The sequence below is a fragment of the Pseudobutyrivibrio sp. YE44 genome (assembly GCF_900104335.1).
Taxonomy (GTDB): domain Bacteria; phylum Bacillota; class Clostridia; order Lachnospirales; family Lachnospiraceae; genus Pseudobutyrivibrio.
In genome coordinates this window covers 398,429-422,214 of record NZ_FMXT01000002.1, presented here as the reverse complement: position 1 = coordinate 422,214, position 23,786 = coordinate 398,429, and the positions used below count along the sequence as shown (strand labels likewise).

At 39.9% G+C, this 23,786-nt stretch carries 23 protein-coding genes and 1 riboswitch; of the genes, 17 read left to right on the top strand and 6 right to left on the bottom strand.

Annotated features, from left to right (window positions below):
• Positions 1-133 precede the first annotated feature (133 nt).
• Entirely contained in the window at positions 134-322 is a 189-nt protein-coding gene (locus BLR54_RS06055; protein WP_090418163.1) for a hypothetical protein, read from the top strand.
• A gap of 70 nt (positions 323-392) precedes the next feature.
• Here BLR54_RS06055 and BLR54_RS06050 read toward each other — a convergent pair whose 3' ends face one another.
• The gene (locus BLR54_RS06050; protein WP_090418160.1) at positions 393-2,048 is read right to left on the bottom strand and encodes a GGDEF domain-containing protein; all 1,656 of its coding nucleotides are present in this window, start codon (positions 2,046-2,048) and stop codon (positions 393-395) included.
• Between the two features lie 26 nt (positions 2,049-2,074).
• A complete protein-coding gene (locus tag BLR54_RS06045; RefSeq protein WP_176761867.1) occupies positions 2,075-3,346 on the bottom strand; it encodes a GGDEF domain-containing protein in 1,272 nt (423 codons plus the stop codon).
• Positions 3,347-3,636: 290 nt separating this feature from the next.
• Between BLR54_RS06045 and BLR54_RS06040 the strand changes: the two genes are divergently transcribed.
• The 15 genes from BLR54_RS06040 (at position 3,637) to thiC (ending at position 18,318) form a co-directional block, all read left to right on the top strand.
• The gene (locus BLR54_RS06040) at positions 3,637-4,293 is read left to right on the top strand and encodes an amino acid ABC transporter permease (RefSeq protein ID WP_090418509.1); all 657 of its coding nucleotides are present in this window, start codon (positions 3,637-3,639) and stop codon (positions 4,291-4,293) included.
• Between the two features lie 30 nt (positions 4,294-4,323).
• Entirely contained in the window at positions 4,324-5,067 is a 744-nt protein-coding gene (locus BLR54_RS06035) for an amino acid ABC transporter ATP-binding protein (RefSeq protein WP_090418154.1), read from the top strand.
• A 29-nt stretch (positions 5,068-5,096) separates the two neighbouring features.
• On the top strand, positions 5,097-5,951 hold the full coding sequence (locus tag BLR54_RS06030) for a transporter substrate-binding domain-containing protein (RefSeq protein WP_090418151.1): 855 nt from the start codon (positions 5,097-5,099) through the stop codon (positions 5,949-5,951).
• An 85-nt stretch (positions 5,952-6,036) separates the two neighbouring features.
• Positions 6,037-6,744, top strand: coding sequence for a GTP pyrophosphokinase (locus BLR54_RS06025; protein WP_242871209.1), 708 nt, complete (start codon positions 6,037-6,039; stop codon positions 6,742-6,744).
• 55 nt (positions 6,745-6,799) lie between these two features.
• Positions 6,800-7,654, top strand: coding sequence for an undecaprenyl-diphosphate phosphatase (locus BLR54_RS06020; protein WP_207645275.1), 855 nt, complete (start codon positions 6,800-6,802; stop codon positions 7,652-7,654).
• A gap of 276 nt (positions 7,655-7,930) precedes the next feature.
• Complete coding sequence (locus BLR54_RS06015; RefSeq protein WP_090418142.1) at positions 7,931-9,385, top strand: efflux RND transporter periplasmic adaptor subunit; 1,455 nt, start codon at positions 7,931-7,933, stop codon at positions 9,383-9,385.
• Positions 9,386-9,394: 9 nt separating this feature from the next.
• Entirely contained in the window at positions 9,395-10,123 is a 729-nt protein-coding gene (locus tag BLR54_RS06010; protein ID WP_090418134.1) for an ABC transporter ATP-binding protein, read from the top strand.
• On the top strand, positions 10,123-11,427 hold the full coding sequence (locus BLR54_RS06005; protein ID WP_090418130.1) for an ABC transporter permease: 1,305 nt from the start codon (positions 10,123-10,125) through the stop codon (positions 11,425-11,427). Before BLR54_RS06010 ends, BLR54_RS06005 begins: the two co-directional genes overlap by 1 nt.
• A 167-nt stretch (positions 11,428-11,594) precedes the next feature.
• Positions 11,595-12,686 (top strand): FIST signal transduction protein, encoded by a 1,092-nt coding sequence (locus BLR54_RS06000; protein WP_090418127.1) that lies wholly within the window; start codon positions 11,595-11,597, stop codon positions 12,684-12,686.
• A 40-nt stretch (positions 12,687-12,726) separates the two neighbouring features.
• Positions 12,727-13,689 carry a methyl-accepting chemotaxis protein gene (locus tag BLR54_RS05995; RefSeq protein WP_176761866.1) on the top strand — a complete coding sequence of 321 codons (963 nt, stop codon included), beginning with the start codon at positions 12,727-12,729 and terminating at the stop codon, positions 13,687-13,689.
• 123 nt (positions 13,690-13,812) lie between these two features.
• A riboswitch (TPP riboswitch) is annotated at positions 13,813-13,917 on the top strand.
• Positions 13,918-14,126: 209 nt separating this feature from the next.
• Positions 14,127-14,675 (top strand): energy coupling factor transporter S component ThiW, encoded by a 549-nt coding sequence (gene thiW / locus BLR54_RS05990; protein WP_090418121.1) that lies wholly within the window; start codon positions 14,127-14,129, stop codon positions 14,673-14,675.
• A complete protein-coding gene (locus BLR54_RS05985; RefSeq protein ID WP_090418118.1) occupies positions 14,642-15,496 on the top strand; it encodes a hydroxyethylthiazole kinase in 855 nt (284 codons plus the stop codon). The genes thiW and BLR54_RS05985 overlap by 34 nt, the downstream gene beginning before the upstream one ends.
• Before the next feature lie 21 nt (positions 15,497-15,517).
• Entirely contained in the window at positions 15,518-16,216 is a 699-nt protein-coding gene (gene thiE / locus BLR54_RS05980) for a thiamine phosphate synthase (RefSeq protein ID WP_090418112.1), read from the top strand.
• Entirely contained in the window at positions 16,207-16,983 is a 777-nt protein-coding gene (gene thiD, locus BLR54_RS05975; RefSeq protein WP_090418109.1) for a bifunctional hydroxymethylpyrimidine kinase/phosphomethylpyrimidine kinase, read from the top strand. The genes thiE and thiD overlap by 10 nt, the downstream gene beginning before the upstream one ends.
• 30 nt (positions 16,984-17,013) lie before the next feature.
• Positions 17,014-18,318 carry a phosphomethylpyrimidine synthase ThiC gene (thiC, locus tag BLR54_RS05970; RefSeq protein ID WP_090418106.1) on the top strand — a complete coding sequence of 435 codons (1,305 nt, stop codon included), beginning with the start codon at positions 17,014-17,016 and terminating at the stop codon, positions 18,316-18,318.
• 29 nt (positions 18,319-18,347) lie between these two features.
• Here the strand turns inward: thiC and BLR54_RS05965 are convergent, their stop codons facing one another.
• Together BLR54_RS05965 and BLR54_RS05960 are read right to left on the bottom strand one after the other, a co-directional pair.
• Complete coding sequence (locus BLR54_RS05965) at positions 18,348-18,788, bottom strand: Hsp20/alpha crystallin family protein (protein ID WP_090418103.1); 441 nt, start codon at positions 18,786-18,788, stop codon at positions 18,348-18,350.
• A gap of 897 nt (positions 18,789-19,685) precedes the next feature.
• Positions 19,686-21,065, bottom strand: a complete 1,380-nt coding sequence (locus BLR54_RS05960; protein WP_090418100.1) for a glycoside hydrolase family 27 protein — start codon at positions 21,063-21,065, stop codon at positions 19,686-19,688.
• A 367-nt stretch (positions 21,066-21,432) separates the two neighbouring features.
• On the opposite strand from BLR54_RS05960, the gene BLR54_RS05955 reads away from it, so the two are divergent.
• A complete protein-coding gene (locus BLR54_RS05955; RefSeq protein ID WP_090418506.1) occupies positions 21,433-22,557 on the top strand; it encodes a DUF362 domain-containing protein in 1,125 nt (374 codons plus the stop codon).
• A gap of 32 nt (positions 22,558-22,589) precedes the next feature.
• Here BLR54_RS05955 and BLR54_RS05950 read toward each other — a convergent pair whose 3' ends face one another.
• Entirely contained in the window at positions 22,590-22,793 is a 204-nt protein-coding gene (locus BLR54_RS05950) for a hypothetical protein (RefSeq protein WP_090418097.1), read from the bottom strand.
• Between the two features lie 133 nt (positions 22,794-22,926).
• A complete protein-coding gene (locus BLR54_RS05945) occupies positions 22,927-23,733 on the bottom strand; it encodes a hypothetical protein (protein WP_090418094.1) in 807 nt (268 codons plus the stop codon).
• Positions 23,734-23,786: the final 53 nt, after the last annotated feature.

Here is a 23,786-nt window from a genome sequence, read left to right as displayed (position 1 = left end):
AACGTTTTCGCAGAATTCACAAATTGTTCACAGCTAAAAGATAGACAAATCCTCCGATAGAGGCTAATATAAAGACGTTCGCAGGGAGTTATGGCGGACGTGACAAAATATAATAGGCCGGGGAGGAGAAAAAATGGCTATTGGTACAATTATCGCTTGCACAGGACCAGAGGATCTTTACAGGAGAGCAGAGGATTTACTCAGACATGGAATTCACACTGAGTTCATCGCTAGAAACACTATGAGGGTTGTTAGTATTCAACCTGTAAGCAAAGTTAGCACAATGAAAATTTCTGATTCACAGGCACTTAGTATTGCCTAATCGGGTTTACATATGTGGAATTAAAAATAAAGCTATCTAGTAGAAAAACTGCTAGATAGCTTTTTGTGTTTTAACTGTTTGTTACTTGGTTCTTTCCATTCTGTTTTGAGTGGTAAAGGTTTTCGTCGGCCTGTTTAACAACCTCGTCACCGCCTTGGCCAGTGGCTGTTCCAACACTTAGTGTGATGACCAAATCCGGAGCAAATTCCCACCCCTGCTGTTCCATATAATCTCTTAATCGCTCTGCAATCTTTGGCACATAAGGAAGAGCACTCTTTGTAACCATGATAATAAACTCTTCACCGCCGTAGCGATAGCCTTTAATATCTGCGGTAGTTTCCTTTGAGATAAGCTGACCTAATCTCCATAGAACTATATCACCTTCTGGATGACCATAGGTATCATTCACATGCTTAAAATCGTCTATGTCAATCATAATAATTCCATAAGGAATGTTGCTTCGTTTTATACATGTAATGTCATGATTGAAGACCTTTCTGGTGAGCAATTTTGTCAGTCCATCGAAGCGACTGTTCATAAGAAGAATGATAAAGGTTAGGATTAACAGGCCAAGTAGACCACCCACAACAAGAGTTAGCTCGGTTCTTTTGATTCTCTGCTTTTCTATATATTCGTTGTTGCGCATCTCGTTCATAGAATCTTGAACCATATCATCTATGACACCAGCGTAGGTCAGATTCTGCTGATTAAACATACTTCGATAAAGCTCATCAAGAATGGTATAAAGCTTTTCTCTAATAGCTTCATTTTTAGTAGGATATTCCCTTTGGATTTTTAGTAACGTATAAAGCTCAGCTTTTTCGTAATCATTCTCTGAGCATAAGGTCATGAATTCATTTAAATAATTTAATACAGCCTGTTCTCTTGCATCAGAATCCATTGTAGTTGGATTGCTTCTTTCTTTAATATTTTCGGCGCATAGGTAATAACATTTGGCTTGATAATATGGGATTATAAAATCTCTAAGGAAGATTTTTCTGTAAACATCAGTGGTAAACATGTCATTACCGTCCCACTTATCAAGGATTTCTTTGCACTTTGGAAGTCGTCCTGTTTCTTCATAGACTCTTGCTAGCCACACATCAGACATGGCAAGATAGCTTTCTTCAAAAATGCCAGTATTGCTGTTCTCTAGTATTCTTTGTGAATCAAGGAAATATGTTTCAGCCTCATTATAATTCAGCTTTTGTAGTTCCATAATTCCAAGCATTCTATAGGCATAGCTTTTAATTTGAAGTGATTGTATTTCATCAAAAGGTCTGATGGCTTGTGCTTTATCCATCATGGCATAGGCGTTTTCATAGGCATAGTTGTTAAGGAAGAAATTGGCCAAGTCTAAATACACATTGATGGTATAATCCTTTTCATCACTTTTTTCCAAGTAATAAAGGGCATAACCTAAATATCTGTAGTAGGACATGGTCTCCCCTTTTTGCATATAGATAAGAGCAGCACGCTCGTATAAACGTCCTAAATCAGCGTTGGTAAGATGTTTGTTTTGGATATAATCGTTAATTAGCGCCAGTTCGGAATCCATGGTGTCCCAGCTGAATTTCAAGTCTTCGTTTATTAATTTGGTTACCTTTTCATGATTATTTCCCTTTTCAACCTTAACGGCCACAAAGTAAAGAGACTGCAACAATAGTAGTGCAGCTAAAACGAATACAATTATTTGGATTATTCGTTTAATGGCCTGTCGTGACATATGCTAATCTCTTTTCCTAAGTACATTTATTTTTTGAGTTCCTTCATTTTTGTTTTATTATCGTACATCATCTTGTCAGCACGCTTGAAAACATCATCCATGCAGGTGTCCCCTTCGCTGAAAACAGCCATGCCGAAGGCAACTGAGTAGCGCTCCCAAGGTTCTCTTGATTCATCCTTTTCAATGATGTCGAATTCGTCTATTAGTCTATGGAAAAGTAGTTCCTTAATTTCGTAAGCCTTTGTCTCCAGTAGAATAACAAACTCATCGCCACCGATTCTGAATACTGCAGAGAAAGGACAGATGTCGCAAATCTTTTTTGCACCACCGACGATGTAGCTATTTCCGCATTCATGTCCATAGGTATCATTTATAAATTTCAGGTTGTTGAAATCAGCCATGATGATGGCAAATTCAGCAATTCCATCTCTAATATCTTCATCAACACGAGCTTTGATGGTATCGTACCAAGTTTTATTTTTAACATGAGTCAGAGAGTCCTGATATGCAAGCATATCCATTCGGGTTACCTGCGACTTCATATCCTGAACCTGATTTTCTGCCTCTAAGATATTCTGGGCGTAAGTCTTTATGTCTGTAGACATTTGATTGATAGCTCTAGACAGTTCCTCCACCTCGTTATGAGTATGGATTTCAGGTGGATAGTAGTTTAGCATTTCTGGGTCTCTATTTTCATGAGCCAGGGCTGCAAAGCTTCCAACACTTTCCTCTAATTGAATAATAGGATGAGTGATGTTTGAGTTTACCCAAAGTAGGAAGAGTACAGCAAAAACTAATCCAAGGAAAAGTATTAGAATAATATTTCCGAAGGTGTAGCTGTTTATGGTTTTATGAATTTCACTGAATTCAATATCTACACAAAGCAGGGCATAGGTTTTTCCAGAGGAATCCTTAAGAGGCAGGCAGCCAGAATAGTCGTCGCCCCAGCCACTTTTAATTTCAAAGAAGGAAATATCATTCTGAAGCATTGCGTTATAGTACTTGGCAACCTCTTCGCTGGTGTACATGTCATCAATTAAAAAGCCAAGATAGTAGCCATCAGGGTCATATTGACGTCCATAGGTGGTATCTGCAGAAAGTACGTTGTAGATGCTTGACGAAGTTGTCGGATCTAAAGGGATAATAATATAGAGATAATGGATATCCATGTTTTCCATGATTCTATCCATAAATTTCTGGAGCTCCCAATATTTATCAGAAGGCTCAAATGTTTCACAACATTGAGCTAAATCATCAGTGTCGATGTTATAATTGACATAGTTAAGTATGTCAGTCATGCGTTCCTCGTAAGAGCGATAGAGGGATTTAGTGTGACTGATAAAGGTGACAACGCTCAAAACTAGACATAGTAAGGCTATGAAAATAGAGCAACCTATTGATACACTTTTCTTTAATGGCTTTCTATTTACAGACATAGTTCACCCCATACTTTTCCATGGAAACATAAAGTAATTATAGAAAAGAAATATGAAAAAAGATTGATAACATATGGGGGAAATTGTTAAAAAATAAATTGCGTAAAATGTAATTGTGTGCTACTATTACAACTATGATAAACGAAAATACTATGGAACTACTAGTGAGTTCTTTTCCAAAAATACTTGAATATGGACTTAAGGTAACCCTGCCGCTGGCAGCAATAGCCTTTATTTTATCGACAATTTTGGCGGTGGTTGTCGCCATGATTCAATACGCAAAGGTGCCAGTTTTAAGGCAGATATGTCGATTTTATATTTGGATAATTCGAGGCACGCCCTTGCTGGTTCAGTTGATGGTTGCCTTTTATGGACTGCCTTTGTTTGGGGTCAGTGTTAATCCATTTCTAATGGCAGTGATTGTATTTACTGTAAATGAAGGTGCCTATAGTGCAGAGACCATGCGTGCAGCTATGGAGGCTGTACCAGCAGGTCAGCTTGAGGCCGGTTACTGTGTTGGAATGAGCTATATGCAGATTGTCTGGCATGTAATTTTGCCACAGGCTTTCCGTACCGCTTTTCCATCTTTGTTCAATGCTCTTATCAGCATGGTGAAGGACACCTCGCTGGCATCTAGCATTACAGTGGTGGAAATGTTCACTAGAACAAAACAAATTGCAGGACAATCTTACAATTATCTTCCATTATATATTGAAGTTGCCGTGGTTTACCTGTTGTTCTGTACGGTGCTGACATACCTTCAAAAGAAGGGGGAGACAATCCTTGGCAGCTACGGTGTGCGTAAATAATGGTTTTGTCCAGATAAAGGAGCTAGCTAGATGGCATTATTGGAAGTGACTAATTTGCACAAGACCTTTGGTGATGTGCAGGTCCTTAAAGGAATAGATTTAAAAGTAAATAAAGGAAACGTGGTTTCTGTCCTTGGACCTTCTGGTTCAGGAAAGACCACCCTTTTGCGCTGTATCAATTTTTTAGAGACAGCAGATGAGGGATATTTGAATTTTGATGGCAGAAGCTATCATCTTCCAAAGGCATCCAAAAAAGATATAGCTAATATAAGAAAGAACACAGGCTTTGTTTTTCAAAACTATAATCTTTTTGCCAATAAAACTGTACTGAAAAATGTTACTCTTGGGTTGACCTCAGCCAGAAACATCCCTGTAAAGGATGCAGAAGAAAAGGCGCACGACACCCTGAAAAAGGTTGGCATGCTAGAGCATATAAACAAGTATCCAAGTCAGCTTTCTGGGGGACAGCAACAGCGAGTTGCTATAGCAAGAGCCCTGGCTACAGACCCTAGCATTTTATATTTTGATGAACCAACCTCGGCCTTGGATCCTCAGCTTACAGCGGAGGTTCTTGATGTTATGAGAGCTTTGGCCGATGAGGGAATGACCATGATTGTGGTGACCCATGAGATGAGTTTTGCCAGAGAGGTTTCTTCTAACATAGTCTTCATGGCAGATGGAGTTATTGTGGAAGAGGGTTCACCTATAGAGTTTTTCGAAAACCCAAAGAATGAATTAACTAGAGATTTTTTACGACTTACTACCGTGGAATAAATAATCGTTTTTTAAGAAAGGAAATGGGTATGAAAAAGAAGATTATTGCAATGTTATCAGTTATGACAATTTCAGCTGCAGCATTAGTTGGTTGTGGCTCAGCTGGCAGTGCTGACACTACAGCTTCAGGTGATAATGCAAATGAAGCTACAGATGCTTCTTGGGATGCAGATCATCTTGCCAGAATTAAAGAGGCAGGAAAAATTACAATCGCTACTGAAGGTGTATGGGCACCATTCACTTATCATGACGCTGACAGTGATGAGTTAGTTGGATTTGATGTAGAGGTTGCTGCCGCCATTGCAGAAAAGCTTGGTGTGGAGCCAGAGTTTAAAGAGGTAGCTTTTGACGGAGGTCTTACAGGTGTTTCTACAGGCTCCTTCGATATGATGGCAAATGGTGTGGATGTTACTGAAGAGCGTTCAAAGACTTATGATTTCACAGATCCATATGCCTACGATCACGCAGTTGTTGTAACACTTGCTTCTAATAATTCCATCAAAAGCTTTGAGGATCTTAATGGAAAGACAACAGCAAATTCTGCAGGCTCAACCTATGAAGCTATGGGCATCAAGTATGGGGCTACAGTTTCAAATGTAGACACCTTAGGTGAGACAATGACTTTGGTTCTCAACGGAACTGTTGATGCAACTGTAAACGCAAATACTTCAGTTGCTGACTACATTAACACAACAGGAACTAAGGATTTAAAGGTTGCTGCTACTGATAAAGAAACTACTAATTATGCAATTCCACTTGCAAAAGGCTCCGACAATGATTCCCTTAGAGAGGCTATAAATCAGGCTATTAAAGAGCTTAAGGAAGATGGCACACTTGCAGAAATATCAGTTAAGTATTTCGGCACAGATATTACAGCTGAATAAATTTTAATAAAGACTTAATAATTATTTCCTCAAATATGTGTTATTATAGACTTAGAAAGATTTGGGGAGGTGAACAGCTTTGGACATGAGTATGTTTCCAGATGATGGAGTTAATTCCTGGAACACTGTCATGCTGCTTTACGAGTCAGCTATAAAAAAAGTTCGTACCAAGGTAGAAATTCTTAATGACGAATTTCAGCAGGTACATCAGTATAATCCTATCGAGTATATTAAAACTAGAGTAAAGACTCCTGAGAGTATCGTCAAAAAGCTTAAGAAGAACGGATACGAGGTTTCGATTCCTAGTATGATTGAGCATTGTAACGATATCGCAGGTGTGCGAATCGTATGCTCTTTTACATCCGATATTTATCAGATTGCTGAGATGATTGGACGTCAGACTGATGTTACAGTTGTTTCTATAAAGGATTACATCAAGAATCCAAAGGCATCAGGCTACAAGAGCTATCACATGTTGGTTACAATTCCAATCTACCTTTCAGACAAAACTGTAGACACAAAGGTAGAGATTCAAATTCGTACCATCGGCATGGACTTCTGGGCCAGCCTTGAGCACAAGATTTATTACAAGTTCGAAGGAAATGCTCCAGACTATATTAGCCGTGACTTACGAGAATGTTCTGAAATCGTATCCATGATGGATACCAAGATGCTTCAACTAAATAACGCTATCATGCAGACCAAGCTTCAAGAGGAAGCCGAACGAGAGCGAGGAGAAAGGCTCCAAGCAAATGGCTGGCAGCAAAAGGTTGTTGAAGGAAACACAATATAGTATTATAGACACTGTCGGAATTTTCCGGCAGTGTTTTTATTTGGAGGATATGAAAATGATAGAGATTTTAAAATCGATTTTGTTTGGTATCGTGGAAGGTATCACCGAGTGGCTTCCTATTAGTAGTACCGGACACATGATTCTTTTAGACCAGTTTGTTAAGCTGGATGTTTCAGAGGAATTTTACAGCATGTTCCAGGTAGTTATTCAGCTTGGTGCTATTCTTGCAGTAGTTATCATCTTCTGGAATAAGATTTGGCCTTTTGGCAAAAAGAACAACGCAGCTCCATTATCTGACACTGGAATTGGTGCTTGGATTAAAAAGGATATTTTTGTTCTTTGGTTCCACATTTTAGTATCTTGTGTTCCTGCTGCTATCGTTGGTGTTCTTTGGGATGATTTATTTGAAGAATTATTCTACAACCCAGTTTGTGTAGCACTTGCACTTATCGTTTTTGGTGTGGCTTTCATCATTGTTGAGACACAGCACTCAGGAAAGAATGCAAAGATCACAGCTGTTGCAGACATCACTTACACAACAGCATTTTTGATTGGTATGTTCCAGCTTATTGCTGCAATCTTCCCAGGTACATCTCGTTCAGGAGCAACAATCGTTGGCGCACTTATTATCGGTGTTGCTCGTACAGTTGCAGCAGAGTACACCTTCTACCTTGCAATTCCAGTTATGCTTGGTGCCAGCCTTCTTAAGCTTGTGAAGTTTGGACTTTCCTTCACAGCTATGGAAGCAGCAATCCTTCTTATTGGAATGGTAGTTGCCTTCGGCGTATCAATGTTTGTAATCAAGTTCCTTATGGATTACATCAAAAAGCACGACTTCAAGGTCTTCGGATGGTACCGCATCATCCTCGGCGTCATCGTACTTGTTTGTGGATTCGTAGGCGTAATTTAATAAATAACGTAATCTATAGTTTTTAGAAAAAATAGGGGCCCCTAGTAGGCATCAAGCTCTTAGATTTCCAAAGTGAAGCTTCCTATAGCTGAACTTGGAAATACTAAGGCTTGTAGCCGTGACTAGGGGCTTTTTGTTGTAATTAGATGCTTATTTTTTTAAAACCTAAAAGAATCTTAAATAATTATAAAAATGTTTGAATATATATTTACATATTTAATAAATAAATTTAAACTACCAATCAGTGAGTAATGAGTAATATTTGGAGGATGTAAAATGTTTGGTATGAAAAAGAAGGAGGCCGCTACTGTAGAAACTGGGTCATACGGTTCTACAACTAAAGGTGGCAAAGGTTCAGGGTTCTTAAAGAAACTAGGTGGATTTTTTAAGAAGCATGTTAAGCTGATTGTTGTGCTTGCTGTTATTGTAGGCGTAGTACTTTTTGTTCGTCACAGAGCAGCTCAAGCTAAGAAGCTTATTGAGGAGCAGGCAAATCAGCCAGTTACCACACAGATTGAGCAGCAGGACTTACAGAAGACTGTCAGTGTCACAGGAAATCTTACAGCCAAGGAGACTGCAAAGGTAACATCAACTATCGGTGGAAGTGTTACTGGCATCAAGGTTGAGAAGATCAACTATGAGGTTGGTGACTATGTTGAGGCTGGTACTGTTGTAGTTGAATTCGATGGTGATGACTACGATAGAAAAATCAATGAGTTAAATGCGCAGTACAACATTAACTCAGTTGAGACAACTTATTCGATTGCTGACTTACAGCAGAAGATTGCCGATGCTCAGAGAAAAATCGATGAAGATAATGAATGGCTTCAGGATAAGGAAATCTACTATAAGAACTTAAAGGATGCTCAGGAGGACTATCTCAATCATCCATACGATGAGGAAAAGAAAAAGAGATTTGAATCTGAGTCTTCTGCTTGTGCAACTATGCATAATGTAACAATAGATGGTTACGAAGCAAAGCAGGATGAAGTTAAGACACTTCAGGAGCAGATTGTATCTTATCAAAATTCAATTGAGCTTGCACAGCTTAAGCAGCAGTTTGCAGAGAACTATACTCAGGCAGATGAAAAGGATAAGGTATACGAAAGCAAGAGTGCTACAACTGTAGAGGCTCCTATTTCTGGTTACATCCTCACAATGAATGTAGAAGAGGGCAACAACTATGCCCAGGGTAACGTTGTGTTTACAATCGCTGATACTAGCGAATTTGTAGTAGAGGCTACTGTTAACGAATACGACATTGCAAACATTAAGGAAGGTCTTCCTGCTAAGGTTAAGTTTGAGGCTACAGGAGATGAGACCTTTGATGGCGAGGTTACTTTTGCATCCCTTGCATCAGAAGGTTCTATTTCTTCCAACTCACAGAATTCATCTAGCTCAGGTGTCGCTTCATATAAAGTGAAGATAAAGATGGACGGCGTGGATGACAGAATGCGTGTTGGTATGACAGCTAAGGCCAGTGTTGTTATGGATTCAGTTAAGAATGTTCTTTGCGTCCCATATGATTGTATCCAGAGAAATGAAGATGACGAGAGCTACTTTATTACTACCATCGACAAGAAGGGTAACAAGAAGAATATCACTGTAACAAAGGGGCTTGAAAGCGACTATTACGTTGAAATCAAAGGCAAAGGTCTTAAGAAGGGCATGACTGTTGAGGAAATAACCTCAGATGGTCCAAGCACAGATATTATGGATTATATGATGTAGGAGGTTTTTATGGCAGACAATATAATGCTTGACCTTCGCAATATCCATAAAAGCTTTTTCATTGGAACGCCTAATGAATTTGAGGTGCTCCATGGTTTGAACTTTACAGTTAATGAGGGAGAGTTTGTTTCCATAGTTGGTCAGTCTGGTTCTGGTAAATCCACATTGATGAATATTATCGGCGCCCTTGATCGTCCTACTGCTGGAGAGTATACCCTTGACGGAATTGATATTGAGAAGGCAAAGGATTCTGAGCTTTCTGTTCTTAGAAATAAAAAGATAGGTTTCGTTTTTCAGACCTACAATCTTATAGCTAGAACTAGCGCTCTTAAAAACGTGGAGCTTCCTATGATGTATGCAGGCATGGGCAGAGCAGAGCGAACAGAGCGTGCAAAGATGCTTCTTGAAGAAGTGGAAATGACAGATAGAATGATGCACAAGCCTGATGAGCTTTCAGGTGGTCAGAAGCAGCGTGTGGCTATAGCACGTGCGATGGCAAATGACCCAGCAATCATTTTGGCAGATGAGCCAACTGGTGCCTTGGATTCTGCTACTGGTCGTCTTATTATGGATATCTTCCACAGACTTCACGAGGAGCAGGGCAAGACAATAGTTTTAATCACACACTCGCCAGAGCTTTCACAGGAAACTCAGCGTATTATCACTCTTAAGGATGGTAATATCATCGGTGAGTCTAAAGGAAATTGGGCAGGCTTAAAAGCAAAGGAGGGCGAATAATGTTATTTACAGAAAACGTCCTTGTTGCACTAGCGGGACTTAAAGCAAATATAATGCGTTCCTTGCTCACGATGCTTGGAATTATTATTGGTATTGCATCCGTAATTGCCATTATGACAGTTGGTAATTCAATCACCTTGATTGTTAATAGCACCATGCAGGATATTGGTGCCAACAACCTTCAGATGGGTGTTATGGAAAAATCTAGAGATAGCGAGACCTCTGATGATGGTATGAGCTATGGATCTGGATATATTCGTGATATGACTGATGAAGATCTTATCACAAAGGATATGCTTAAGGAATTTAAGGAAGAGTACTCAGATAACATTAAGTACATTCTTCTTAATGAAAACATAGGTGGTGACTATGGTTCACCTCAGTCAAAGGTTTCTCATGGCAGCAAAAGTGCCAATGTTAAAATTGTAGGTTATAACAAAGACTACATGGAATTCAACAAACGAGAAGTGCTTGCTGGTAGAGAGTTCCTGACACAGGATTATGCAGAAGGAAAAAAGGTCTGCATGGTTTCTGATAAAATGGTAGAACGCTTGTACAAGGGAGATAATGATAGTGTACTTGGCCAGGAAATTGAAATCACCATGGGTAATACCTACTACACATATCACGTTGTAGGCGTTTACAAGTATGTTGAAGAGCAGTTTTCTTTTGGCGCCTCTGACAATCCAACCACTGAGGTTATGATTCCTTTACAGACTGCTCGAATCGAAAACCATACTCAGAACAAGGGTTATAGCTTCTTGATGTTGGTTACATCTGTTGATACTGACAACAACACCTTTGCAACCACAGTTAGAGACTTTTTCAATTCTCATTATTACTCAAGAAATGATGCTTACGAGGTGGCAGTTATCAGTATGGCTTCCATGATGGATTCAATGAATTCCATGATAAGCATGATTCAGCTGGCACTGTCGGTTATCGCTGGAATATCCCTTGTGGTAGGTGGTATTGGTGTTATGAACATCATGCTGGTATCCATCACAGAGCGTACTAAGGAAATTGGTACCAGAAAGGCTCTTGGTGCAAAGAATAGCTCTATCCGTCTTCAGTTTATTACTGAGTCGGTGGTTATTTGCTTGATTGGTGGTGTTATCGGAATTGTTCTTGGCGTTGGACTTGGAACAGTTGCTGTTAAGCTTATGGGCTACAGTGCAGCGGTATCACCTTCAAGTATTATCATTGCTGTTGGATTTTCAATGGCTATTGGTGTATTCTTTGGATATTATCCTGCAAATAAAGCAGCTAAGCTTAATCCTATTGATGCGCTTAGATACGAATAAAATATTGATTTTAATGGAGATGGACTCCGTAGTTTTGCAATTTGTGAAACTACGGAGTCTTTATTTTAAAAAAACTGTGAAATACCGAGTCTTAATACACAGTTGTGCTATGATGGAGTTGTTGAAGTGGACAGTTGTTGGGGAGAATGTGATTTAGGAGGGTTTTTATGCAAATTTCAGTAGGTACATCTATTAAACAAGACGTAGAAGCAGCAGTAGCTGAGGTGTGTGCAAAGGCAGGTACTCCTAAGCTTTTGGTGCTATTAAGCTCTTTTGATCATTTGGAAAAGGCTTCAAAGCTTATAGCTTCCAAATTTCCTAACATTCCGTTAATTGGAACAGGTAGCATTAACTACTATGGCACAGACTCCTCTGATTCAAGAATGGTTCTTATAGCTTTTGGAAGCGATGCAGAGGTAGAGGTTGGTATTATTCGCAACCTGTCTAAATCTCCAATGTTTGATATTCCTGCATTGTCTGAGAAGGTTTCGAAAATTTCAGCAGGGGATGGAAATACAATCTGCCTAGAGTTCTGTACTAACGATGAGGAACGACTTGTAACATCAATGAATGTTGCCCTTGAGAAGGCTCGTGTCCCTGTAGTAGGTGGAACAATCTTCGGAAACAAAGCGGGAACCCAGGCAAAGGCTATGTTAAATGGTGAGTTGTACCCAGATGCTTGCTGTTACGCTCTTATTAAAAATAAGTCAGGAAAGATTAGAACCTACTCTGAAAATATATATGGTCCTATGGATCATGCTCGTAAACATTTTGCTACCAAGGTTAACCTTGCAAATAAGGAGCTTATCACCTTGGATGGAAGACCAGCAGCTGATGTTTATTGCGAGGATGCAGATGTTAGCAGAGGTCAGATAGTTGATAATGTTTTAACTAATCCATTGGGGCGTGTTATTGGTGATGAGATATTCATTTCCAGCCCATACGAGGTTACCTCAAATGGCTCATTGATTAACTATAAGAGAATTAATGAGAACGATTCCATTCAGGTTCTGGAACTAAAGGACTACGAAGGAATTAATGCCGAAACAAGAGAGCAAATTAAAGACGATGGAAAGATTTCCTTCATCTTCTCAATAAATTGTATTTACAGACACTTGCTATTTGAGAACAGAGGATATCTAAATGAGCTGATTGGCAATATGAAGTCCGTAGGACCTCATGTTGGAATAGTTGGTGGTGGTGAACAATACAAAAAGCAGCACGTTAATCAAACAATGGTTTGTGTAGTGTTTGAGTAATGGATAAGCGACGTTATTCCTTTTCATGGAGGTAAATACTATGGGACTTTTCGGAAGAAAGAAAGCTGTTGATCAGCAGGTTGAAGCTAAGGCTGAAAGTGTTGAAAAAAAGGTTGATCTTAAGACTAGAATGAAAGCCATTAAGGATGTTGGAAGATTCTCTATTGAGCAGAAGGATAAGCTTCAGCAGGAGGAGTCTAACACCATTGCTGGTATTGATACAATCAGAGAATCCTTCTCAGTGGTTGAGGACAAATATGCTAATATTTCTGATTCTGTTAGTGATTTCCGTGAGCAGTTCAGAACTATTGAGGAAATCACAAGAGCTTTTGAAGATATTGTAAAGAAGCTTGAGGTTACAGCAGAAGACTCACACAAGGGAATGGAAAAGGTAGATGAGAGCTCTGGTGCTGTTGCTGATACAATTGCACAGGTTGAGGAGGTGTTTGAGGCCTTCCAGAAGAGTTTCGATGATATCCGTGAAAAGGTTGAGTTAATCGGTGGTTTCGCAAAGCAGACAAATCTTCTTGCTCTTAATGCATCTATTGAGGCTGCCAGAGCAGGTGAAGCTGGACGTGGATTCGCCGTAGTTGCTGACGAGGTAACAAATCTTTCTACCGAGATTCAGAGCGTCGTAACATCTATCTTTGATAGTATGAAGGAGCTTGATGAAAACAATAATCGACTTGTAGAATCAGTGGATCACACAAAGGATGCTATCGAGGCTTCTCATAATCGAGTTGTTGAAACTCAGGAGGTTGTAGGTCAGATTAAGACTGTTGCTGATGAGGTTACAGATCAGAGTAAGCAGATGGCTGGTGTCTTTGAAAACTGCGAATCTTCTATTCAGGATATATCTGCAAACATTGCTGATTCTCAGGGATACTTCGATACTGTATCTAATGATATTGAGGATATGAAGGTTAAGATTACCAAGAAGGGCTTCATGTTTGAGGATATGAATAACGTGCTTGAGCAGATTGGAGCTTTAACAGATATATAATTATCAAAAAGTTCTTGCATTAATTCGTAAATACGATATACTGTAGCTGTTTGGAAATGTAGTTTCCAGACAGCTACTTTTTTAATTTATATGAAATTGCTCTGCAACTTCATATAAATTTAACTTAATACAAACGGGAGCTTGTAAACAGGCTGAGAGGAAGGTGTGACCTTCGACCGAGAACCTGATTTGGATAATGCCAACGTAGGGATGCCGTGTAACATTTTAGTACATTCATGGAAGCCATCTGAATCAGGTGGCTTCTATTTTTTTATATGTGCAAACCTAGATATTTGTGCTCCCGCAGGGCACCCCTCGTACTTTCGCGAGGGGCCTCCCGCCGGCGTAGGTCCTCCCTCGCTCGGCACGATACTTCCCTGCTCGCGCATCCAAGGTTGTGAGAGCACATAAAAACAAACAAAAGGAGGATGATTAAGATGAAAAAGATGAATTTACTAAAACTTGTTACTATGAGCATGTTCGTGGGGGTGGGAGTTGTGATTTCGCCCCTGCTGCGCATAGAGGGCATGTGCCCTATGGCTCATTTGATAAATATTACAGCTGCAGTTTTCTTGGGACCTGTGGAAGCATTCTTGGTTGCTTTGATGATTGGAGTCCTGAGAATGAGCTTGATGGGGATTCCTCCACTGGCTCTTACAGGAGCAGTGTTTGGCGCATTACTTTCAGGTGTTTTTTATAGAGTTTCAAAGGGAAATATTATGTCAGCGGTGCTTGGAGAGATTATCGGAACCGGAATTATCGGAGCAATTGTGTCATATCCTGTTATGACCTTCCTGTGGGGAAGAGAGGGATTGAGCTGGCTTTTCTATGTTCCATCTTTTATTTGTGGAACCTTAATCGGCGGTTCAATTGCAGCTCTGTTCTTATATCAGCTTCAAAGCGCAGGGGTTCTCATTGAGATTCAAAGCAAGCTTAAGGGAGAAGATTCTGTATGTGTAAAGAAACAGAAAACAGAAAGCCTTTAATCCATTGTTTAACCAATCCCATCGCAATGAATCAATCTGCAAATACGGTTCTGGCTTTAGGAGCCAGACCTATTATGGCAGAACATCCTATGGAAGTGGAAGAGATAACAGAAACCGCCGATGCACTATTACTAAACCTAGGAAATATTTCTGACAATAGAATTGAGGCTATGAAAAAATCAATAAAGGTTGCCAATGCCTTGGAAATACCGGTTGTTTTGGATGGGGTTGGAGTGGCATGCTCCAGCTTTAGGCGAGCTTTTATCAAGGAATTACTTGCTGTTGGAAAGGTGTCCGTCATTAAAGGGAATTATTCTGAAATTATTGCACTATATGATGAAAATTATAAAAGTAGTGGTGTAGATGCAGTTGCACATATCGAGACAAAAAAAATCGAGACGGCAATCCTGCAAGTTGCTCAGAAATATAATTGTGTGGTTCTGGCTACGGGAGCGGCTGATTTTATAGGATTTTCTGGAGTAGTTTCTAGGGCTATTGGAGACCGTGAACAGACATTATGGGATAAAAAAAGAGTTGAAGGAGGCTGCAAGCAGCTATCAGGGGGGATAAAAAAGGTTGAAGGAGGCTGCAAGCAGCTATCAACAGTTACAGGAACAGGTTGTATGCTGGGAGCCATTATTGCCACCTTCCTTGCTTTTGATAATTCTGAGGTGTCGGTGGAAAAGGCCTGCAAGTTTTTCAAAAGCTGTGGAGAAAAAGCACAGACTGACAAAGGCCCAGGAACCTTTATGGTAAATCTATTGGATGAACTACATAAGAATCCTTTTGAAAGGCTTCTCCTTGAGGGCGGAGCTAACTGATGAGGTGTAAGAGGTGTTTATATGATTATTGATACGACCCTATATTTCATAACTGATAGCACAGGCTATGAAAGACAGGAATTTTTGGAGAGAGTAGAATCTGCTTTGGAAGGGGGAGTTACCTTGGTTCAGCTGAGGGAGAAAACCAAATCTACAAAAGAGTATATAGAGCTGGCTAAGGAAGTACATAAGCTTACACAGAAGTATCAGGTTCCTCTCATTATCGATGACAGGGTAGATGTGATGCTTGCAGTGGACGCAGAGGGAGTTCATGTTGGTGCAGAGGATATGCCTGTTGCTCTGGCAAGAAAAATCATTGGCCGAGGGAAAATCCTTGGCGCAACTGCAAAAACTGTTGAGGCGGCTAGGGCTGCCGAGAAGGATGGGGCTGATTACCTTGGAGTGGGAGCCATTTATCCTACCACCACAAAGGTTAAGACAGTGCTTACATCGGTAGAGACCTTGGCGGATATTTGTCGGACTGTCAGTATTCCAGTCAATGCCATAGGAGGGCTAAAACCAGACAACATGGAGGTGCTAAGAGGCACAGGAATCTCAGGAGTATGCGCAGTTTCAGCAATCATGAAAGCAGACTCGCCAAAGGAAGCTGCAATTAAAATGAAGTCAAGGCTTCCCCTTGAAAGGCTTCCCCTTGAGGGGAAGCTGTCAGCGGAGCTGACTGATGAGGTGTCCAGCAAGGAGGTGTTATTATGCAGGTAGTACTTTCAATCGCTGGCTCCGACTCAAGCGGTGGCGCCGGCATTCAGGCTGACCTTAAAACCATGTGTGCCCATGGTGTCTATGGCATGACAGCAATCACCGCATTGACTTCTCAAAACACTACAGGGGTGACTTCTATAGTCGAGGCTGAACCACAGTTTTTGGAGGAGCAAATCGAAGCCTGTCTTTCAGATATACCAGCCCAGGCAATAAAAATCGGCATGCTTCCATCTGTAGAAATGGTGGATGTGGTTGCTAGAAAACTTCTTCAATATCAGATTGAAAATGTTGTGCTTGATCCTGTGATGGTGGCAACCAGCGGAAGTGTTTTAATGAGGGATGAAACCAGTGAGAGAATGGCAGAAATCCTTTTTCCTTTAAGCAAAGTTATAACTCCAAATATTCCAGAGGCTGAGGTTTTAACAAGCAAATCCATCTATGGAAAGAATGCTATGGAGGAGGCTGCGGCAGAACTTGGAACAAAGTATAACTGCTCGGTTTTGTTAAAGGGAGGACATGGAATAAAGGATGCCAATGATGTTCTTTTTGATCATGGCAAAATCACCTGGTTTGAGGGGAAAAGAATAGATAATCCAAATACCCATGGAACAGGCTGCACACTTTCCACAGCAATAGCCTGTAATTTGGCTTTAGGGTACGAATTAAAGGATTCAATTCCTCGAGCAAAAGAGTTTCTAACAAGAGCTATCAGTACAGATTTGAATCTTGGTAAGGGATCAGGACCACTGAATCATTTAGTGGGCTAAGATATATTTAATGAAAAAGGAGAATGATTAATGAGTTACACAACACAAATGGATGCAGCTAGGCAGGGCATTATTACATCTGAAATGAAGCAGGTGGCTTTAAAGGAATATCGCACACCAGAAGAAATAAGAGAGTTGGTGGCAAAAGGGCAAGTGGCTATTCCTGCAAACAAGCACCACAAATGCATTAATCCAGAGGGTGTAGGAAGCATGCTTCGCACCAAGATAAATGTAAATCTAGGGGTATCGCGTGATTGTAAGGATTACGAGATTGAAATGGAAAAGGTTATGGCTGCCGTTGATATGGGAGCTGAAGCCATTATGGATTTATCAAGCCATGGAAACACTCAGCCCTTCAGACAGAAGCTGGTGGCAGAATGTCCTGCCATGCTTGGAACAGTTCCAATCTATGATAGTGTGATTCATTATCAGAGAGACTTGGCAACACTTACAGCTCAAGATTTTATTGATGTAGTACGTCTTCACGCAGAGGATGGTGTTGACTTTGTAACCCTTCATTGTGGAATTACACGAAAGACAATTGAGCAGATTAAGAAGCATAAACGTAAAATGAATATTGTTAGCCGCGGAGGCTCTCTTGTGTTTGCATGGATGACAATGACTGGACAGGAAAATCCTTTTTATGAGTATTATGATGAAATTCTTGAAATCTGCAGAGAGCATGATGTGACAATTTCCCTTGGAGATGCTTGCAGGCCAGGATGTCTTGCAGATGCCAGCGACGTATGTCAGATAGAAGAGTTGGTTCGATTAGGAGAGCTTACAAAACGTGCCTGGGAAAAAGATGTTCAGGTAATAGTAGAAGGCCCAGGTCATATGCCTATGGATGAAATTGCAGCCAATATGAAAATCCAGCAGAAGATTTGTATGGGTGCGCCTTTCTACGTATTAGGCCCACTTGTAACAGATATTGCTCCAGGTTACGACCACATCACTTCTGCAATCGGCGGAGCTATTGCCGCACAAAACGGAGCAGCCTTTTTATGCTACGTTACTCCGGCAGAGCACCTGGCTCTTCCAAATGTAGATGATGTAAAACAGGGAATTATTGCTTCAAAGATTGCTGCCCATGCAGCAGACATTGCAAAGAAGATTCCTCATGCAATGGATATAGATAATGAGATGGCAGCAGCTCGTCAGTGCTTTGATTGGGACAAGCAGTGGGAATGTTCACTGGATCCAGAAACCGCCAAAGCCATTCGTGCTGACCGTTCACCAGAATTCGATGACACCTGCTCTATGTGCGGCAAATTCTGCGCCGTCCGCAGCATGAACAAAGCGTTATCTGGGGAATATATAGATATCTTAGGGTAAAAAAAAGGCGCCTTGCGGCGCCTTTCTCCTTATCCTTCGATAGCTATATACTTGGTTTCTTCCTTCTGAGGAATTGCTTCTTTCTTAGGGATGCTAAGTGTTAGCACGCCGTCCTTAAAGGCTGCATGAATATCTTCCTGTGTTACAGCATCGCCTACATAGAAGCTTCTTGAGCAAGAGCCTGTGTAACGTTCACGGCGGATGTACTTGCCATCCTCATCCTTCTCATCATTGTTTTGATTTGTCTCAGCTTTGATGGTGAGATAGCCGTCATTAAGTTCAGCCTTAATATCTTCTTTTGCAAATCCTGGAAGGTTCATATCTACTGTGTAACCATTGTCGTTTTCTTTGACATCTGTGGTCATCATTCTAGAGAAATCTCTATCGTAGTTGTGACCAAAACCTGTCATACGTGGTACTCCAAAGAAATCATCCATAAAATCATTTGATAAAATACTAGGCATTAACATAAGTCACTCCTCCTTTTATATAAAGCTTTAACTTGTGATTTGAAGAAGTGTCATTTAAGTATTTGCTTTGCAAATGAGCACTTCTTGAGCATTATGAATATTCTATTGTATATTCATAACACATATCCCGGGGTTCTGACTGCACCTATCAGTCAGGTTGGTTTAGGAACCATTTGCTTTTATTTGTTCCCTTGTTGTAACTACGTTATATACCTAAAATTAGCACTCGTCAATAGCGAGTGCTAATAATTTATAAATATTTTATATTTAGTTTATAAATTGTCAGATAAAAGACCTTTATTTTATGTTTCATGAAGCTGTAAAGCCTATGTATTTTAAGATTCCTGAAGTATTGTAAAGCTAAAACTGCTGTATTTCATGGTTTTTGAAGTACTGTAAGTTTAGAACTGCTGCATTTTATGTTTTTTGAAGTACTGTAAGTTTAGAACTGCTGTATTTTATTTGAAGTTATGTAAGGTTAAAATCTCTGTGTTGTACTAGTGATTTTTGGTAAATTGCGTGCTTATACGGAAAAAACTTGATTATGACTAAGTTTTTCCGTAGTCGAAATTGGTAAATCAAGTTCAATTACGGAACAGCAGCAAAATAGATATGTTTTTTCCGTAGGAAGACAAGCATATCAGTAAGTGGCAACAAGATAATAAGTCTCGATTGGCATTTTGACTACGGAAAAAATAGTATTTTATACAGCTTTTTCCGTAATCAGCCTCTTATCAATGTTTAGTGACTACGGAAAATTAGAAGAAAATCGCATTGTATTCCGTAATCATGACCAATTTACAAAAAAATCTCACCTAGAATGCATCTTTTATAAATGTATTCACAGAATCTGCTATAGAATCCTCTACAGATTGTTTATAGAATCAGCCAGAGTATCTATTTTTCAATGACATATGCTTTTACCTGATGAGGCTTTAAGCATATTTCTGTATTCGAATCCAAAGTAACAGGCTCACCTGACCATATATCAACAGCAGTGTAATGTTTACCAACATCGTATGACCAAATATCAAATGCGGTGAAGTAGCATTTAACAGTTTTCTCGCAATTATCAGCAGCAGTGAAGAGATTATCAACAGTCGCCCCATTATTATCATGCAATATTATAACCCTTTCACTATCAGAAAGATTAAAGAAAGCCACCGCCTTCTTTCCTGTAGCTTTATTATCGGTTTTCCAAATAGCCTGATTGTCATCGCGCATTATCTGAGATGGAACCCAGCCATCCTCCAAAAACTGGAGTAGTTTTTCATTTGTAAGTAGACTGAGATTATCTTTTGACATCATTGTTAGCTCTCCGCCAATCATTAGTGGTGAGCGGAAGATGCACCAAAGAGTCATCATCGTCTTGCATTCTTCATAGGTGAAGTTGCTTTCACGGGTTGAGTTAAAGCCCGCGCCTACCTTTCCAATTGGAAGCATATCACAGTCAGGGAAGTTTCCAGCCTTTACATGCTCCTGCCACATTTCACAACGCCAGAACATATTCTTAAGCAACTCCCACTTATCCCAAAAATCATCAGTGATGCGCCACATATTTGCATTTTCCTGATAATGGAAGGCTTTGTCTATATGGGCTGGTCCTGGTGAAAGGCTGAAAACAATTTCACGCCCAGAATTCATAATAGCCTTATGAAGCATTCTTGTTTCGTACCAACCACTAAAATCTTCTGGCTTGTACATCCAAGAATCACAGATATCATCACACTTTATGAAATCAACACCCCATTCTGAATAAAGTTTGATGATTGAATTATAGTAGGCCTGGCCTGCTTCATCATCCCAGACTCCGTACATATCTGGATTCCAGCCACATATGCTGGATGGGTTAGCCGCCTGATTAGCTGTAAACTTAGAGCCATAGATTGGAAGATGACGTTCTGCTGCGGTTCTAGGAATACCCCTCATTATATGAATACCAAACTTAAGCCCTAGATTGTGACAGTAGTCGGCCAGTGGCTTAAAGCCTGCACCATTTTTTGAAGAAGGAAATCTTGTGGGACTTGGGATGAATCTTCCATATTCATCGATTTCATCATCTCCAAACGGAATATATTGAAATCTGTCTCGTTGTGTGGCCGCATCATTTGAATACCATTCAATATCCACAACTACGTATTCGTAGCCATATTTCTTAAGGTTGGCGGCCATAAAATCCGCGTTAGCTTTTACCTGGTCCTCAGTGACAGTGGTGTCGTAATAATCGTAGCTGTTCCAACCCATAGGTGGAGTTATTGCAAAATCATTCTTGTTCATACATAAGTGCTCCTTAAATTTTATGACTTCTTGCTGGCAGAACAAGGAATTGCCAGCAAGAAGTCATAGATTTCTTATGGAGATTTCCTGCTCAGCTAGCAAGCAACCATAGTATATTTTTACTGATTTTAACACTATGAAAACTAGTGTAAATGCTTATATTTTACCTATTTCTGTCAAAATGTAGATAATCAATGTCTTTTATTGTATTCTAAGTCTATAAATCTATGTTGGGAGTATCTTGTTCTGCCAGCAAGAAGTCATAGATTCTTGCTGACAGAGAGCGAAGAGCCCCATTAAGAAAAAAAGATTCTGGCAGATCATTTTGTTGAAGGAAAAGAATGTAATGGGAAAGGAGCCTATACTAATGGAAAAATCAAAGGTATATTTTACCGACTTTAGAACGGTTCTTGGTGTGAGTCTTCCTGCAAAGCTTCAGAAGCTTATTCGACAGGCCGGCATTGGCACTATAGATATGGACGGTAAATTTGTCGCTATAAAAATGCATTTTGGTGAGCTTGGAAATCTTGCTTATCTTAGACCTAATTATGCAAAGGCTGTTGCTGATGTGGTAAAGGAATGTGGAGGCCTTCCATTTTTAACAGACTGTAATACCCTTTATCCAGGTAGCAGAAAGCATGCTTTAGAGCATTTGGATTGTGCAAATATAAATGGCTTTAATACAATTACCACAGGCTGTCAAATCCTTATTGGTGATGGTCTTAGGGGCACCGATGATATTATTGTTCCTGTTCCAAATGGTGAGTATTGCAAAGAGGCTTATATTGGTCGTGCCATAATGGATGCAGATATTTTCATTTCACTCAGTCATTTTAAGGGACATGAACAGGCTGGCTTTGGTGGAGCTATTAAAAATATTGGAATGGGATGCGGCAGTCGTGCAGGAAAGATGCAGCAGCACAACAGTGGACAGCCTCACGTTATTACCGATATGTGTCGTGGTTGTAAGAGATGTGCAAAGGAATGTGGCTCAGATGCCATCAGCTACGAAGGAAAAAAAGCTTGGATTGACCCAGAAAAGTGTAAGGGCTGTGGCCGTTGTATCGGCGCTTGTGCTTTTGATGCTATTGAAAACAATAATGGTGATGCTCCTCAGATGCTTGGAAGAAAAATGGCTGAATACACAGCAGCAGTTGTGTCTGGCAGACCTCAATTCCACATCAGTCTTATTACTGATGTATCGCCAAACTGTGATTGCCATGGTGAAAACGATGCACCTATCCTTCCAAATATAGGAATGCTTGCATCCTTTGATCCAGTTGCTCTTGATCAGGCTTGTGTTGACCTTTGTCAAAAGGCCGAGCCAATCAGAAACAGCCAGCTTGGTGACAATATGGCAAAGGAACACTTCCATGACCACGGTGATCATTGGCACAACAGTAATCCTAATGTTTCGTGGGCTGAGACTCTTGAGCATGCAGAAAAAATTGGAGTTGGAACTCGTGACTACGAGCTTATTGTGATGAAATAAGCCTAAAGCTAGACATAGAAAAATATGACTTCTTATACAAAATAATAGAAAGCAGCTTCAATCCAAAGAGCAGCTATAACTGTGATGCTGAGGATAATAGCACCAACTGCACGAACGAGGCAATGTGCATCGTCGAGCTTTGCAGATCTCTTTGCATAGCTAGCGCTGCTTGCAATGTAATAAGCGAAAAATAATGTAACAGCTGAAAATACTGTAAGAATCAAAATATTAAGCATTGTGTAACCTTCCTTTTTGCTAACCGTTTTTAACAACGCTACATATAATACAAGGGAAGGTCAAAAAGTTCAATCGTTATAATTGACATAATTTTCGCAAAATAATATTAAATTATAATTATTTTGCACATCACTAGTTTTGATTCAAGTAGTCAAAGGTCTTTAAATCGTAGTGAAGCTCGTACATATCATCTAAAGAATCTACCTCGTAAGAACCGCTGAAAAGCAGCTTATCAAAGGAATAATTGAATTTATTCTTTTTGTGATCTGCATAGCTCATGTATGCAAAGGTCTCCATAAGAGAAGCGTTTGGCTTATAAATACTATCTAAATCTACAATATCTCTGTTATCAAGATAAGTGTTGTTGCTGAGTGAAAAAGCACGTATTGAAATAATAGGCTTATTGTCAGTGCTGCTTTCATGGAAGGTGGCTGTCAGCTTTATAGGATCTAAATTGCCGCCGCCAATGACACAGCTTCCCAATTCTTCAAAGGTGTTTGGCTGCTGCTTAATGGTGTAGTTGTTGTAATCCTCGAAGGATTTGATGGTAGCCTTTTTTTCGTGATGAGAAGCGACCTTATAGTTAAATTTCTCCTCAGCGCTTGATATTTTTTGAAGTTCACTGAAAAGAGCCATATTTCCAATGGTGATAGCTGTGTGCTTTGCGTAGTCTGTAAGCTCCACAAAATTGTATTTTTTATCTTCGGAAAAATCTGCAGGAGCAGGCTTAACGGCTTCGATTGTAAAATCGCTGAAGCTATAGTCAGGATTGTGTTCACGAATATATTCCATTGCTTTCTTGAAATCAGCAAAATAACAACGGCGCAAATCTATATCCTGAACCTCAGAAATATCAAGTTTATCTTCTTTAAGAGCCTCACTTTGAGCTTGAATTTGATAATTCAAGTGAGTTCTGAAACGAATATCATTAATTACCATATACATCGTCCCCCTATTTATGTCATAATAGCACATTTTGTGTATAGTGTGTA

Bases quoted from the DNA above. Each gene is read 5' to 3' on its own strand.
- BLR54_RS06055 (WP_090418163.1), top strand. From the start codon at position 134: ATGGCTATTGGTACAATTATCGCTTGCACAGGACCAGAGGATCTTTAC.
- BLR54_RS06050 (WP_090418160.1), bottom strand. From the start codon at position 2,048: ATGTCACGACAGGCCATTAAACGAATAATCCAAATAATTGTATTCGTT.
- BLR54_RS06045 (WP_176761867.1), bottom strand. From the start codon at position 3,346: ATGACTGACATACTTAACTATGTCAATTATAACATCGACACTGATGAT.
- BLR54_RS06040 (WP_090418509.1), top strand. From the start codon at position 3,637: ATGGAACTACTAGTGAGTTCTTTTCCAAAAATACTTGAATATGGACTT.
- BLR54_RS06035 (WP_090418154.1), top strand. From the start codon at position 4,324: ATGGCATTATTGGAAGTGACTAATTTGCACAAGACCTTTGGTGATGTG.
- BLR54_RS06030 (WP_090418151.1), top strand. From the start codon at position 5,097: ATGAAAAAGAAGATTATTGCAATGTTATCAGTTATGACAATTTCAGCT.
- BLR54_RS06025 (WP_242871209.1), top strand. From the start codon at position 6,037: ATGAGTATGTTTCCAGATGATGGAGTTAATTCCTGGAACACTGTCATG.
- BLR54_RS06020 (WP_207645275.1), top strand. From the start codon at position 6,800: ATGATAGAGATTTTAAAATCGATTTTGTTTGGTATCGTGGAAGGTATC.
- BLR54_RS06015 (WP_090418142.1), top strand. From the start codon at position 7,931: ATGTTTGGTATGAAAAAGAAGGAGGCCGCTACTGTAGAAACTGGGTCA.
- BLR54_RS06010 (WP_090418134.1), top strand. From the start codon at position 9,395: ATGGCAGACAATATAATGCTTGACCTTCGCAATATCCATAAAAGCTTT.
- BLR54_RS06005 (WP_090418130.1), top strand. From the start codon at position 10,123: ATGTTATTTACAGAAAACGTCCTTGTTGCACTAGCGGGACTTAAAGCA.
- BLR54_RS06000 (WP_090418127.1), top strand. From the start codon at position 11,595: ATGCAAATTTCAGTAGGTACATCTATTAAACAAGACGTAGAAGCAGCA.
- BLR54_RS05995 (WP_176761866.1), top strand. From the start codon at position 12,727: ATGGGACTTTTCGGAAGAAAGAAAGCTGTTGATCAGCAGGTTGAAGCT.
- thiW (WP_090418121.1), top strand. From the start codon at position 14,127: ATGAAAAAGATGAATTTACTAAAACTTGTTACTATGAGCATGTTCGTG.
- BLR54_RS05985 (WP_090418118.1), top strand. From the start codon at position 14,642: ATGTGTAAAGAAACAGAAAACAGAAAGCCTTTAATCCATTGTTTAACC.
- thiE (WP_090418112.1), top strand. From the start codon at position 15,518: ATGATTATTGATACGACCCTATATTTCATAACTGATAGCACAGGCTAT.
- thiD (WP_090418109.1), top strand. From the start codon at position 16,207: ATGCAGGTAGTACTTTCAATCGCTGGCTCCGACTCAAGCGGTGGCGCC.
- thiC (WP_090418106.1), top strand. From the start codon at position 17,014: ATGAGTTACACAACACAAATGGATGCAGCTAGGCAGGGCATTATTACA.
- BLR54_RS05965 (WP_090418103.1), bottom strand. From the start codon at position 18,788: ATGTTAATGCCTAGTATTTTATCAAATGATTTTATGGATGATTTCTTT.
- BLR54_RS05960 (WP_090418100.1), bottom strand. From the start codon at position 21,065: ATGAACAAGAATGATTTTGCAATAACTCCACCTATGGGTTGGAACAGC.
- BLR54_RS05955 (WP_090418506.1), top strand. From the start codon at position 21,433: ATGGAAAAATCAAAGGTATATTTTACCGACTTTAGAACGGTTCTTGGT.
- BLR54_RS05950 (WP_090418097.1), bottom strand. From the start codon at position 22,793: ATGCTTAATATTTTGATTCTTACAGTATTTTCAGCTGTTACATTATTT.
- BLR54_RS05945 (WP_090418094.1), bottom strand. From the start codon at position 23,733: ATGGTAATTAATGATATTCGTTTCAGAACTCACTTGAATTATCAAATT.